Genomic DNA, 14,078 nt, shown 5'->3' with positions numbered 1-14,078 from the left:
ATTATAATTTTGGGAAATTAACAATAAAAGTAGTGCCATTAGGAAAGTTAGGTTGGTGTTTAATGGTACCTTTATGACTTTTAATAATTCCATGCACAACACTTAACCCTAAACCAGAACCATCTCCAACAGGTTTGGTTGTGAAAAAAGGTTCAAATATTTTATCTGAAATACTATTTTTTATTCCAGGACCTTGATCAGAAATACTTAATGTTACATTTTTTATATTATCAATAATATTTATAGTAATAGTACTTTCTTCTGGTGAAAAATAAATAGCGTTTAAAATTAAATTAAAAACAACTTGTGTAAGTTGAATGGTATCTGCTTTTAACTTAATTAATGGTGCACTGCAATTTAAATTATATTTTATTTTACTTTTTTTAAAGGTTGGATCTAATAAGTTAATAGCGTCTGATATAACCTCATTAACAGTGATAACCTCCATTTTCTGGGGCATCTCACAAGCGAAGAACATTAATTTTTTAACCACTTCTCTTGAAAATATAGCACTATTTATAATTTTATCAATGTCTTTTTCTGCTTGACTCCCTTTTTTAAATCTATTTTTCAATAATTCTGCAAACCCTAATATATTTGCTAAAGGTGTATTTAATTCATGTGCAATACCAGCTGTAATCTCACCTAAAATACTAATTCTGTCGGCGCGTTCTACCTTTCTTTTTAAAAGTGCTTCATTTTCTTCAATTCGTTTTCGCTCTAATAAATTTCCTATTTCAACACCAATTTTCCTCAACAATAATTTTTCTTCGTACAAAAAATCTTTTTTTGAAAACTTATTGCAATTATACCCTGCTTTTAAAACACCTTCCTGTTTGTTAAAAACAGAAATAGATGAAGAAATATAGGTCCTTTTTTCAGGAAACTCTTCTGTAGAAATAAAAAATTCACTGGTCTTAATTTCAACACAAGCGCCTTCACTAAAACGCAACGCATCTTTCAAAGATAAAACAATAGCTTTTAAACTTTTTTGAATTTCACTGTAATCACAATTTATAATAATTGAGGTTACTTTATACAAACATGTAAGTTCTTTAATGCGCTCTTTTAGCTTCTCTTCTGTTGTAATTAAAGGTGTCATTTAAGTTTAAAATAATGAGATTGTATTTAAATTATAAAATTACTCTTTTTTACTTAAATTATCCTTTTTATTCAACTTGGATCTTTAAAGGGTTTCAGTAATTAACGCTTTTTAAAGTTTTCTTCTATTAACTACTGAGTTACTATCTATTAATTTATTGTAAGGATCTACACCAACTTCCGTTGATTTTTCATTTACAACAATGCTTACTTTATTAATTATTAAAAAAATTTAAGATTATCACATTGAATTGTTGATCTTTTATTTTTGACAAGCACGATATAGGTGTCTTTATCTTATGACCTGATAAACAAAATATTATACAAAAAAAGCTGTCTAAAAAACACTTCTTAGACAGCTTTGATAATTACAAAATAAAAATTACTTACACGTTTTCCGCTAACCAATCTCCAACTTCTTTAGTTCCGTAAGCATTATTCTCTTCGGCTAAATCTTCAGTAACAATACCTCTGTTTAAAGCATTATTTACAACTGCTCTAATGGCTTTTCCCTCTTCTAAAAGACCAAAGTTTTCAAACATCATTGCAGCGGATAAAACGGTTGCCATTGGGTTTGCTATATTCTTTCCTGTTGCTTGTGGATACGATCCGTGAATTGGTTCAAATAAACCAATATCTGAACCTAAAGATGCTGATGGCATTAATCCCATAGAGCCAGAAATTACAGAAGCTTCATCGGTTAATATATCTCCAAATAAGTTTTCAGTGATTAATACATCATAACTATTTGGCCATTGTACTAAACGCATTGCAACTGCATCTACAAATTCGTAAGAAACCTCAACTTCAGGATAATCTTTTTCCATTGCTTGCACAGTTTCTCTCCATAAACGAGATGTTTCTAGAACGTTAGCCTTATCTACACAACACAATCTTTTGGAACGTGTCATTGCTAATTCAAACCCTTTTTTAGCTAAACGTTGCACTTCTTCACGTGTATACACACAATTATCAAAAGCAGTTTCTCCACCATCTCTTCTTCCTTTTTCTCCAAAGTAAATACCTCCTGTTAATTCTCTTAAGAAAACTAAGTCTGTTCCCTCAATACGTTCTCTTTTTAAAGGAGATTTGTCTAATAATGAAGGGAATGTAAACGTTGGACGGACATTTGCAAATAAACCTAAAGCTTTACGCATTTTTAACAATCCTTGTTCTGGACGAACTTTTGCAGAAGGATCATTATCGAATTTTGGATGCCCAATTGCTCCAAACAACACAGCATCTGAATTTTTACAAATTTCATGCGTTTCATCTGGGTAGGGTTCACCAACGGCATCAATTGCAGCTGCTCCAGTTAACGCAGGTTTCCAGCTAATTTCATGATTAAATTTTGTTGCAATAGCATCACATACTTTTACTGCTTGATCAATTACTTCAGGACCAATTCCATCTCCTGCTAAAAGTGCTATATTTAATTTCATATTTTTTAAGCTTTTGGCTGTTCGCTTTGGCAATTTGCTCAGTAAACAGCTATAATTTATTTTAATTTAATTTGTCTTTAAGCTAATAGCAAAAGGCTAAAAGCACTAACTATATATTCAACATTTTTTGAGTGGCTTTAATTGCAGACACTGTTTGATCTGAATCTAAACCTCTCGTTATAAATCTCTTATCTTTTGTTTCCCAAGTAATTATAGTTTCACAAAGTGCATCTGATGTACTTCCTGGTGGAATTCTTACAGCATAATCTACCAATTTTGGTAGCGACATTCCTTTGTTTACATATATTTTTTTAATCGCATTCATAAAAGCATCATACTGTCCATCTCCTTGAGCATGTTCTTGAAAATATTCATCATCTATTGTTAAAGCTACTGTTGTAGAAGGTTTTAATCCTTTTGAGTGTGTTAAAACATAAGATTCGATCGTAACTTTTTCTTGATATAAATTACTATCCAATACATCGGAAATTATATAAGGTAAATCTTCTTTAGTAACCAATTCTTTTTGGTCTCCAAGTTCAATAATGCGTTGTGTTACCTTTTTTAAATCTTCATCATTTAATTGCAACCCTAATTCCTGTAAATTTTTTTCAATATTTGCTTTTCCTGATGTTTTACCTAAAGCATATTTACGTTTTCTACCAAAACGTTCTGGCATTAAATCGTTAAAATACAGGTTGTTTTTATTGTCACCATCTGCATGAATCCCTGCTGTTTGTGTAAACACATTATCGCCAACAACTGGCTTATTTGAAGGGATTCTAACCCCTGAAAACGTTTCAATAAGCTTACTTACAGAGTATAAAGAAGTTTCTTTTACTTGTATTTCAACCTCCTCTTTAAAGAAGTCGTTTATTACTGCAACCACACTTGCCATTGGTGCGTTTCCAGCCCGTTCACCCATTCCGTTTACAGTTAAATGCAGCCCTTTAGCGCCAGCTTTAATAGCTTCCATAACATTTGCTACACTTAAATCATAATCGTTATGTGCATGGAAATCGAAATGTGTATCTGGATATTTTGCTGTAATTTGTGAAAAATAATCAAATGTTTGGTAATGTGTAAGCACTCCTAAAGTATCTGGCAATAAAATTCTCTCTAAAGGAAGTGTCACTAAAAAATCTAGAAATTGAAAGACATATTCGGGGGAATTATGCATTCCGTTGCTCCAATCTTCCAAATAAACATTCGTTTTAATTCCAGACTTTTGAGCTAAATCTACAACTTCTCTTATTTCAGAAAAATGCTGCTCTGGTGTTTTTTTAAGTTGATGTGTTAAATGATTTAAAGATCCCTTGGTTAATAAGTTTTGAACCTTAGCACCTGCATTATTCATCCAATCTATAGAGCTTCCGCCATCAACAAAAGTTAACATTTCAACCCTATCTATATAGCCATTTTTGTTAGCCCAATCTGTAATTGCTTTTACAGCATTAAACTCACCTTTAGAAACTCTGGCAGATGCTACTTCAATTCTATCAACATTTAATTCTTCCAATAACAATTTTGCTATGGTTAATTTTTCCGCTGAAGGAAATGATACTCCGGAGGTTTGTTCACCATCACGAAGCGTAGTATCCATTATTTCTATTTTTCTTTTAGTCATACTAAAAAGGTCTTGAGTCTGCGAACTTTTCTATTTCTGGTTTCATTTTTGTTAAATAGTCAATATCATCATAACCATTTAACATATTATCTTTTTTATAACTATTAATTTCAAAAGACTCTTGAGCTCCTGTAGCTAAAATTGTAATTGTTTGTTTTGGTAAATCAATTTCAATTTCAGTATTTGGATCTGCTTCAATTTCTTTGTATATTTTGTCTAAGAATTGAGCACTAACCTGAACTGGTAAAACACCAATATTTAAACAATTTCCTCTAAAAATATCTGCAAAGAAACTTGAAACCACACAACGAAATCCATAATCGTATACCGCCCATGCGGCATGCTCTCTGGATGAACCTGAACCGAAGTTTTTACCACCAACTAATATTTTCCCTTTATAAATAGGGTTGTTTAATACAAATTGTTCTTTTGGTGTATTATCTGGATTGTATCTCCAATCTCTAAATAAGTTATCTCCAAAACCTTCACGTTTAGTCGCTTTTAAAAAACGAGCTGGTATTATTTGATCGGTATCTACGTTTTCAATTGGTAATGGAACCGCTGTACTTTTTAATATTTCGAATTTATCGTAGGCCATATTATTTGCTTTTGGCTACTAGCATTTAGCTCTTGGCTAATTACCAGTATTATTAATTTTACTTATTAATTTATTTAAACTTCTTTTAAGCTGGTCTATTTTTCCAACTAAATCTATACTATCTATTTCTGAAACAAAATTTAAATCTTTCACAAGAATTAAAAAATATTCCAATTCTGTAGCTGAGCCATTTGCAATAACAAGAAATCTTTTAAACTCAACTTCACTTTCTCTTCCACAGGCCTTCTGCTATATTTGCAGAAATCGACGATGAAGCTCTTCTCATTTGACTTGTTAAGCCATATTGATCATCTTTTGGAAAAACGTTTGTTAATTTATAAACATCTAATGTAATTTGATGTCCTAATTCCCAAACTTGATATTTTCTAAAGTTTCTCATTTTAGTAGATTACAGGCTAATTGCAAACAGCTATTAGCCTTTTAAAAGGGTTCTTGGATCAGTTACAACTCCTGTTACAGCTGTTGCTGCTGCAACTAACGGACTCGCCAACATTGTTTTTGATCCTGGTCCTTGACGTCCTTCAAAGTTTCTGTTTGAAGTACTTACTGCGACTTTACCTGCAGGGACTTTATCATCGTTCATTGCTAAACAAGCTGAACAACCTGGTTCGCGCAATACAAAACCAGCTTCAGTAAAAATATCTAACAAACCTTCTTCTTTAATTTTTGCTTCAACAATATGAGAACCCGGAACTAACCAAGCAGTAATATTATCAGCTTTTTTACGCCCTTTTACAATAGATGCAAACGCTCTAAAATCTTCAATTCTACCGTTGGTACAACTTCCAATAAATACGTAATCTACTGGTTTTCCAATCATTGTTTCACCTTCAGCAAATCCCATATAATCTAATGATTTTTTATAAGTTGCTGCACCACCTATAACTTGATTAGCACTAGGAATATTGTTTGAAATTCCAGTCCCCATACCTGGGTTTGTTCCGTACGTAATCATTGGTTCAATTTCGGAAGCATTGAACGTTAATTCTTCATCAAAAACAGCGTCTTCATCTGTTTTTAACGTTTTCCAATAAGACATTGCTTTATCCCAATCTTCTCCTTTTGGTGCAAATTGTCTTCCTTTTACGTATTCAAAAGTTTTTTCATCTGGAGCAATCATTCCTCCACGAGCTCCCATTTCAATACTCAAATTACAAACAGTCATACGGCCTTCCATGGTCATATTTCTAAACACATCTCCTGCATACTCAACAAAATAACCAGTTGCACCAGAAGTTGTTAATTTAGAAATTACAAACAGTGCAACATCTTTAGGTGTTACTCCTAAACCTAGCTCACCATTTACATTGATACGCATTTTTTTAGGCTTAGGTTGCATAATACATTGTGACGAAAGTACCATTTCAACTTCTGAAGTACCAATACCAAATGCAATGGCTCCAAATGCTCCGTGTGTTGATGTGTGTGAATCTCCACAAACAATAGTTGCTCCTGGCAATGTTATACCATATTCAGGACCTACAACGTGTACAATTCCATTTTGTTGATGTCCCAGCCCCCAGTGAGAAATTCCCCATTCGGCAGAATTTTCTTCTAAAGCTTTCAGTTGATTTGCTGAAAGTGGATCTTCAACTGGTAAATGTTGGTTTATTGTTGGCGTATTATGATCTGCAGTTGCAAACGTTTTATTTGGAAATAACACCGAATTATTTCTACTTTTTAATCCTAAAAAAGCGACAGGACTTGTTACCTCGTGTATTAAATGTCTGTCTATAAACAAAACATCTGGTCCATCTTCAATTTTCCTTACTACGTGAGAATCCCAAACTTTGTCAAATAATGTTGTACTCATTTAAATTTTTTTTGTGTTTATTTATACAACCATGCAATGTAATGCATCGCTGAAAGAATGGCTGCAAATTTAAAAAAAACTACTATGTTCTCAATTTTATTATTATTTTTATACGATACCCAAGAAGAATTTTTAATAAATATTAGTTTAACTCTTTTTTATTAAACATTTCATATGAGAACTAATTCCAAAAACTAAAACTTTAAATAATTGCTAATAGTATTACTCTTGCAACTTTCTAATTTTATTAATTTAATACATTTTACAATGCTAAAAGTTTAATTTTTGAAAATATTTCAACCTAAAAGGTACTTTTATTAATTTTTGACAGAAATTAGTTCTTATTAAAATCTTCATTAAAAGAATTTATTTAAAAAATAGCATTGAATAGAATTACTATAATAATGTAAATAAATCTTCTCAAATATATTATGCACTACGATATCCAAAATTTCTTAAAGCGTTTTAAATCTTTTTTTTACTAAAAAAATGGTATTTTAAATCCAAAGACAAGTAACCTCCTTCTAAAAAAATAGCTAGATAACCTTTAGAGGATTATATTTGCCTAATTTTAATCTTATGAGCTTTACATTATTATCTTCACCTTTACAAGGGTTTACAGACTTCCGATTTAGAAATGCCCTAAACAATCAATTTGGAGGAATTGATACTTTTTATGCACCCTACATTCGGTTGAATGGAAAATTTATTATTAAAAATTCTTATCAAAGAGATTTATTGCCAGAAAATAATGTTGGTTTAGAAGTAATTCCTCAAATTATTACAAATGATGCTGACGAGTTTTTATTTGTAGCAAACTACGTTAAAGAACTTGGTTATAAAGAATTAAACTGGAATTTAGGCTGCCCTTATCCAATGGTTACAAAATGTGGCATGGGTTCTGGACTTATAAACGAAAGTCAGAAGATTAACGAAATTCTAAAAAAGGTTCATTCAGAATCTGATATTTTAGTTTCTATGAAAATGAGATTGGGCTATGAAAACAGTGAGGAAATTTTAAAAACACTTCCAATATTAGATTCATTTCCTCTTAAAAATATTGCAATACACGCGCGCATAGGAAAACAGTTGTATAAAGGCGGTGTTAATTTAGAAGGATTTCAAAAATGTATTGATATTGCAAAGCATACATTGTATTACAACGGAGATATTACTTCGGTTGCAAAATTTAGAGAAATGCAAGAACTATTTCCAACAATAAACCATTGGATGATAGGAAGAGGTTTGATTTCCGATCCTTTTTTACCAAGTATGATTAAAAATAACACGTTAGAATATCCTGAAAATAAAATAGTACTATTTATTGAATTTCATAATACACTTTACCAACAATACAGTACATCACTTTCTGGAGCAACACATATTTTACTAAAAATGTATCATTTATGGGAATACTTTTCTTTGTCTTTCTCCAACCCTCGCAAAACTTTAAAGAAGATTAAAAAAGCAAAAAGCATTAAAAATTACGAAGCAGCAGTAGCTGATATTTTTAATACAGAAAAGAATTTAAGATAACTATTTAGCTTTATTTTTAAATACTTTGTTCGCTTAAAAACAATTTTAAAAAATAATTCAACTATACTATCTGCCATAATTTTAAATTACTTACGCTAACCTCTTAACTTTCAGCTTATAATTATGAAATATATTTGATTATTAATAATTTCTTTTATATTTTTATAGCTTGATTAGTTAACCAACTGTTTACCTTTAATTTTTTATAAATGGAATATATTAAAAAGGATGATAACGAAACATCTACATTTATTAAAGAATTTGCTTTGAAAAATTATAAAACATATTTAGCACATTATGAATCTCGGAATTTAAAACCGATTCCATTTCATGAATTTTTTAAAAATTACACTTCTCATGAAAACTAACTTTTAAAAGTATTTTTTTTTAGATTTAAATTCTACTCTGATACGTATACAAATCAAAATAGCGCCCTTTTTTAGCTAATAATTCATTGTGCTTTCCACGTTCTACAATTTCTCCCTCTTCAATAACCAAAATTTGATCTGCTTTTTGAATGGTACTCAATCTGTGGGCAATTACAAATGTTGTTCTGTCTTGCATTAAAGTTTGTAAACTTTTTTGAATAAAAGATTCACTTTCAGTATCTAAGTTTGAAGTTGCTTCATCTAAAATTATCACTTTCGGATTCGCCAATATAGCTCTGGCAATAGAAATTCTTTGACGTTGACCTCCAGATAATTTCACACCTCTTTCACCAATAACTGTATTTAAACCTTCCTCAAATCTATCGGTAAATTCATTAACATACGCGCCTTTAACTGCTTCTAACAATTGTTCTTCTGTAGCATTTGGTCTTGGAAATAAAATATTTTCTCTAATTGTTCCTTCATATAAAAAATCGTCTTGTAAAACAACTCCTAACCTACTTCTAAAACTATTTAAATTTACTTTAGACATATCAACACCATCTATAAAAATATTTCCTTTTGAAGGATTTAAAAACGATGCTGCTAAACTTGCAATTGTAGATTTACCTGAACCTGAAGAACCGACCAATGCAATTACAGTTCCCTTTGGCGCTTTAAATGAAATATTATGCAATACTTCTTTTCCTTTTTCATAACTAAATGAAACATTTTCAAACAAAATATCCCCTTCAATTTTATCTAAAACTTCAGTTCTCACTTTAGGATTGTCTTCTTCAGTCATATTCATTAACTCTTCGGTTCTATCCAAACCTGCCATAGCTTCGGTTAACTGACTTCCAATATTACTCATTTGCACAATTGGTGCAATTAAAAACCCTAAAAACAATGTAAAAGACACAAATTCACCGTAAGTCATAGTGTTATTCATAATAAAATAACCACCAATTCCCATAATTCCAGCGGATGCTAATCCTAATAAAAACGTTGAAGAACTTGTCATTAGTGCAGTTGCTGTTAAACTTCTTTTCACATTTAAAAACAGTTTTTCCACTCCTTTTTCAAAAGTTTTGTTTTCCTGCGCTTCCGCATTAAAACCTTTAATTACACGAACTCCATTTAAGGTTTCTGTCAACCTACCCGTTACTTCTGCGTTAATTTTTCCACGTGCTCTAAAAATAGGTCGTATATATCCAAATGCCTTTAAAGCAACCACGGCAAAAATAGCTACAGGAACCAATACAAAAAGGGTCATTAATGCATTTATTTTAATTAAAATTACTAATGAAATTATTGCAGTAATAGAGCCTCCAACTAATTGTACTAAACCGGTACCAACAAGATTCCTAACACCTTCAACATCTGTCATTACTCTAGAAACTAAAGCTCCGGATTTATTGTTATCGAAAAAACTTATTGGTAATGTAAGAAGCTTTTTTTGGACTTTTGCTCTTAATAGTGAAATTAAATGCTGTGCTTCTACACTTAACAAACGCGTTAAAGAAAACGATGTTATGGCTTGAACAAGAATTGCAGCACATACAATAATAATTAACGTAGTTAATGCACTCATATCCTTTGACGGGATTACGTCATCAATTAAGTTTTTACTAGCATAAGGCAATACCAAACTAGACAAACTTTTAGCCATTATTAAAATTAAACCTAAAAAAATAATTCGTTTTCTCGGCCAAATAAATTCCTTAAATGCCCACCAAAATGATACGTTACTTTTACTCATAGTATTTTGTAGTCGAAAATCGAGCCAGAACTTTACAAATGACAATTAGGCAGTGAAACAATAACACATTATTAATTGTATTTTTATCGCTTACTTATTTTATTTCCCGAAATTGCTTTTTGACGTGAACATTTAAAACGTGAAATAGCTGAATTTCTTTTTTTTAAATGTTTTTGACTAACTCCACTATTTACTCTTTTTCTCCAAAGCTTAAAACTAGACTCCTTAAGATTACCACGCATTAATATAATAATTTCTTTTTCCGACATTCCAAATTGAAAAAGAATTGCTTCAAAAGGGGTACGATCTTCCCACGCCATTTCTATAATACGATCTAATTCTATTTCTGTAAGTTGTATAGTGTCTTTCAAACTAAAGTTATATTTTTTTCCAAATTTGTTCTGCATTTAAGTAAAAACTTCCTAAAAAATTAAAATTACATTCTTCAGGAGCTATAATAGAAAGAAAAGAATCGCCGTTTTTTCTTTTGTATAAATGATATATTTTTCCAATAATAGGCTCAAAAGTAAATGTTGCGTCAAAAATGAGTTTATTGTATTCAAACTCTTCCATCATTTTTTTGTATTCCACTTTTAATTCTAAATATTTAGCTTCAACCTTACTATTAATTTTATGAATACTTCTATTTTTCCAAGCAACAGTATCTAATGTTGTAATTACAGGTGAACCTGTAGAAATTGCATACGGTTTTAACGCTGCATCGTATTTTTGAGTTTCAGTATTAAAAACTACATTATCTGGTTTTTTATTTGTTGCTACCATTTGTTTAATTTTATTAAGGCAACTTTTCAATTTGATTCATTACTTGCTCAGCTTCGTACACTTTTTGGTCGCTCAATTTTCTGTTGGTTGTAGATAAATTATACGATTCTTTTAAAAGCTCTTCGTATTGCGCTTGTAATTTCTCTTTCACTGACTTTTTTTTAAATAATCCGAACATATTCTTTACAGTTTTAAATTTCAAGAAATTATTTTCTTAAAATAATTGTGCTAATTTACAAAAAATGTTTAACAATTTTCAAAAATTGTTAAACATTTTAATGATTATGTTTTAATTATTGATTACTTTCTTTTTTTCACCGTCTTCAGAGATTGAACCTTTTCTATTAAATCCATCTTGAATTTTAGGCAACACACGTCTTGGAGATCTAAAGTCGACTAAGATCCAAGATGAAAAACCTTGTAACTGTTCAATTCCTTCAAGCATTTTTTATGTTTGAATATATACGTCTTCTTGATATTCTTTCAATTTTTGAAATATATTTTTTGTTTTAATAATTCCTGAGGTTTTCCACCAACTAAGATTTCAAATTCACCTTCTTCAATAATCCATTTATTATTAATCCCAATACTTTCCAAATCTTTAGTAGTTAAATCAAATTCTAATGTTTTTATTTCGTCTGCTTTTAAATTAACTTTATCAAAACGAACTAATTTTTTAGAATCTGGAGAAACCGTTGCAACTAAATCTTTTATAAAAACCTGTACAATTTCTTTCCCTTCTCTTTTACCAGAATTTTTAATAGTAATAGCAACTTTAAATTTATCAGAAGTTGTTAAAGTGTCTTTACTAATTTTTAAATTTGAGTATTCAAAAGAGGTATAAGATAATCCGAATCCAAATTCAAATTGTGGATAAAAACCATTATAACCCCAATCTATATCTCGTATATCTGCTTTTTTATAATAATAAGGCAATATGTTTCCAGTAAATTTTGGATACGTATAAGGCAATTTCCCACTCGGGTTTATAGTTCCGAAAATAACATCAGATATAGCTCTTCCACCTTCTTGACCAGGTAAATAAGCCATTAAAATTCCGTTAGCCAACGGTTCAATTTCTCTGACAATTCGCGGGCGCCCTTGTACCATTACTAAAATAATAGGCTTTCCTGTTTTAGCTAATTTTTTAACTAATTCTTGTTGTACTTTAGGCAATTCCAACTCATTAATATCTGATGGTTTTTCTGAAGCTGGTATTTCTCCAACACATACAACAATATAATCTGCTTTTTTTGCTTTTGAAACAGCCAAATCAGAATTAATATTTTCTAAATAATCTGTTCCTTCTACAAAATCAACATTTTTAGTTCCAACTTGTTTTTTAATTGCATCGAGAATTGTTAATTTACTTGGATCATTATAGGTAGTGTCTCTTCCTAAAAACGATCTTGACCAAGCTCCATTTAACATATTAATTGAATTTGCCGAATAACCAGTTACCAATACTTTTTTATTGGAAGAAAGGGGTAAAATAGCGTTTTCATTCTTTAATAAGGTAATTGCTTCACTTGCTGTTTTATAATTAGCAGCAATGTGCTTTTCACTTCCAAAATCTGGATATTCGTTTGGGTTATTATAAGGAGTTTCAAATAGATTTAAGTAAAATTTTAAACGTAATACACGTGTTACCGCATCATCAATTCTTTCTTTTGAAATTTCTCCAGCTTCAACCAATTCTACAATAAGATCGACTACATCCGCATCATAAGGATTCATTAATAAATCGATCCCTGCATTAACGGCTAATTTAGTTGCTTCCCGCATATCTTTAGCAGATTGATGTGCTGCCACTAAAAATTCAACATCACTAAAATCTGATATTACCACACCTTTAAAACCCATTTCACCTTTTAGAATATCGGTAATATAATAGGTGTTTAAATGGCAAGGAACTCCGTTAACAGCATTTGAACTAATCATTACACCCATTGCTCCATTTTCTAAAGCTTTTTCAAAAGGAGGTAAAAAATATTGACGTAAGCTATTCTCAGGAATTATTGCATTTGCTCTGTCTTTTCCATTTTTTCCAGCTCCATAACCTACAAAATGCTTCATACAAACTGCAGAACTTGCTGAATTTTCTAATCCTTTTTCCTGAGATCCTTTAATATAAGCATTTGTCATTTCTGAAATTAAATATGGATCTTCACCAAAGCTTTCTCCAATTCTTCCCCAAAGTGGATTTGTTGCTACATCTGCATTTGGATTGAAATTCCAAGGAAGTGAGGCCGCTCTAGATTCATAGGAGGTTATCTCCGCTCCAATTCTAGAAAGTTCTGTATTCCAAGTTGCAGCCACAGCAATTTGATGTGGAAACATTACAGAACCATTTACATAATTTGCCCCGTGAATATTATCAATTCCATATAAAACAGGAATTCCTAAGCGTGTTTTTTGCATTGCAGAATCCTGAATTTCTTTTACAATTTTAAACCACTCTTCTTTAGTAGCCGGATATTGTGGCGTGTTATGTATTGACCCAACGGCATAATCAATAATAAATTTTTTAAATTTTTGAGCATCAAAATTAACACTATCTCTTACGTCCCAATATTCACCTTTTAAAACTGAAGGTAAACCAATATTTAGCATTTGACCCGCTTTTTCTTTTAAAGTCATTTTGGTTACTAATTCTTCTATTTTAGCTTCAGTTTCTTCAGTTTGCAAACTGCTTATTTTAAGACTTAAATCAATAGGTTTTTCATTCTTAGCACAACTCATAAAAATTATGATTATTAATGTTATTTGATATATTTTCTTCATTTATATTGAATTATATATTTCTACTTCTTTTAACAACAAAGGAAAGTCTAGTTGCGTTATGTTATAATCATAACCACACAACTCATAAAGAACAGTTTTGGTATGACTAGCAATATCGATATTTAATTTACTTTATTTCTTTTCTGAATTAGGTGCTTTATTTATTGTAAACAGGTCCCTTTTTTCTGGTTCTCGTTCTTCGTCAGATCCTTTCCAAGGCTCATTAAAAGTTTCAAAAACAAA

At 30.7% G+C, this 14,078-nt stretch carries 15 protein-coding genes; 2 read left to right on the top strand and 13 right to left on the bottom strand.

From position 1 onward, the window contains the following. Position 1 precedes the first annotated feature (1 nt). The 7 genes from IEW75_RS12365 to leuC all read right to left on the bottom strand — a co-directional run bounded on the left by IEW75_RS12365 (position 2) and on the right by leuC (position 6,602). On the bottom strand, positions 2-1,102 hold the full coding sequence (locus IEW75_RS12365; RefSeq protein ID WP_134248922.1) for a sensor histidine kinase: 1,101 nt from the start codon (positions 1,100-1,102) through the stop codon (positions 2-4). Between the two features lie 385 nt (positions 1,103-1,487). Further along, entirely contained in the window at positions 1,488-2,543 is a 1,056-nt protein-coding gene (leuB, locus tag IEW75_RS12360) for a 3-isopropylmalate dehydrogenase (RefSeq protein ID WP_134248923.1), read from the bottom strand. Positions 2,544-2,652: 109 nt separating this feature from the next. Continuing rightward, positions 2,653-4,170 (bottom strand): hydroxymethylglutaryl-CoA lyase-like TIM-barrel protein, encoded by a 1,518-nt coding sequence (locus IEW75_RS12355; RefSeq protein ID WP_134248924.1) that lies wholly within the window; start codon positions 4,168-4,170, stop codon positions 2,653-2,655. Between the two features lies 1 nt (position 4,171). Next, positions 4,172-4,768 (bottom strand): 3-isopropylmalate dehydratase small subunit, encoded by a 597-nt coding sequence (gene leuD / locus IEW75_RS12350; RefSeq protein WP_134248925.1) that lies wholly within the window; start codon positions 4,766-4,768, stop codon positions 4,172-4,174. Positions 4,769-4,804: 36 nt separating this feature from the next. Then, a complete protein-coding gene (locus tag IEW75_RS15905; protein ID WP_240035473.1) occupies positions 4,805-4,966 on the bottom strand; it encodes a four helix bundle protein in 162 nt (53 codons plus the stop codon). Positions 4,967-4,991: 25 nt separating this feature from the next. Continuing rightward, positions 4,992-5,168, bottom strand: a complete 177-nt coding sequence (locus tag IEW75_RS15900) for a four helix bundle protein (protein WP_240035472.1) — start codon at positions 5,166-5,168, stop codon at positions 4,992-4,994. A gap of 33 nt (positions 5,169-5,201) precedes the next feature. Further along, complete coding sequence (leuC, locus tag IEW75_RS12340) at positions 5,202-6,602, bottom strand: 3-isopropylmalate dehydratase large subunit (RefSeq protein ID WP_134248926.1); 1,401 nt, start codon at positions 6,600-6,602, stop codon at positions 5,202-5,204. 579 nt (positions 6,603-7,181) lie between these two features. Between leuC and IEW75_RS12335 the strand changes: the two genes are divergently transcribed. After that, positions 7,182-8,138, top strand: coding sequence for a tRNA dihydrouridine synthase (locus tag IEW75_RS12335; RefSeq protein ID WP_134248927.1), 957 nt, complete (start codon positions 7,182-7,184; stop codon positions 8,136-8,138). A 209-nt stretch (positions 8,139-8,347) separates the two neighbouring features. Continuing rightward, complete coding sequence (locus IEW75_RS12330; RefSeq protein WP_158283805.1) at positions 8,348-8,506, top strand: hypothetical protein; 159 nt, start codon at positions 8,348-8,350, stop codon at positions 8,504-8,506. A gap of 25 nt (positions 8,507-8,531) precedes the next feature. Here the strand turns inward: IEW75_RS12330 and IEW75_RS12325 are convergent, their stop codons facing one another. The 6 genes from IEW75_RS12325 to IEW75_RS12300 form a co-directional block, all read right to left on the bottom strand. Then, positions 8,532-10,268, bottom strand: a complete 1,737-nt coding sequence (locus IEW75_RS12325) for an ABC transporter ATP-binding protein (RefSeq protein ID WP_134248928.1) — start codon at positions 10,266-10,268, stop codon at positions 8,532-8,534. Positions 10,269-10,351: 83 nt separating this feature from the next. Then, positions 10,352-10,675 carry a TIGR03643 family protein gene (locus IEW75_RS12320; RefSeq protein ID WP_134248929.1) on the bottom strand — a complete coding sequence of 108 codons (324 nt, stop codon included), beginning with the start codon at positions 10,673-10,675 and terminating at the stop codon, positions 10,352-10,354. Beyond that, complete coding sequence (locus IEW75_RS12315) at positions 10,647-11,051, bottom strand: DUF2452 domain-containing protein (protein WP_134248930.1); 405 nt, start codon at positions 11,049-11,051, stop codon at positions 10,647-10,649. Before IEW75_RS12315 ends, IEW75_RS12320 begins: the two co-directional genes overlap by 29 nt. 13 nt (positions 11,052-11,064) lie before the next feature. Then, on the bottom strand, positions 11,065-11,229 hold the full coding sequence (locus IEW75_RS12310; RefSeq protein WP_134248931.1) for a Lacal_2735 family protein: 165 nt from the start codon (positions 11,227-11,229) through the stop codon (positions 11,065-11,067). 111 nt (positions 11,230-11,340) lie between these two features. Continuing rightward, a complete protein-coding gene (locus IEW75_RS12305) occupies positions 11,341-11,496 on the bottom strand; it encodes a hypothetical protein (protein ID WP_308423341.1) in 156 nt (51 codons plus the stop codon). Positions 11,497-11,534: 38 nt separating this feature from the next. Further along, positions 11,535-13,835 (bottom strand): glycoside hydrolase family 3 N-terminal domain-containing protein, encoded by a 2,301-nt coding sequence (locus IEW75_RS12300; RefSeq protein ID WP_134248932.1) that lies wholly within the window; start codon positions 13,833-13,835, stop codon positions 11,535-11,537. Positions 13,836-14,078: the final 243 nt, after the last annotated feature.

Source organism: Lutibacter litoralis, assembly GCF_014646675.1.
GTDB classification, from domain to species: Bacteria; Bacteroidota; Bacteroidia; order Flavobacteriales; family Flavobacteriaceae; genus Lutibacter; species Lutibacter litoralis.
Note: the sequence above shows the minus strand (reverse complement) of the source record. Positions and strands in the feature narration are given on the sequence as shown.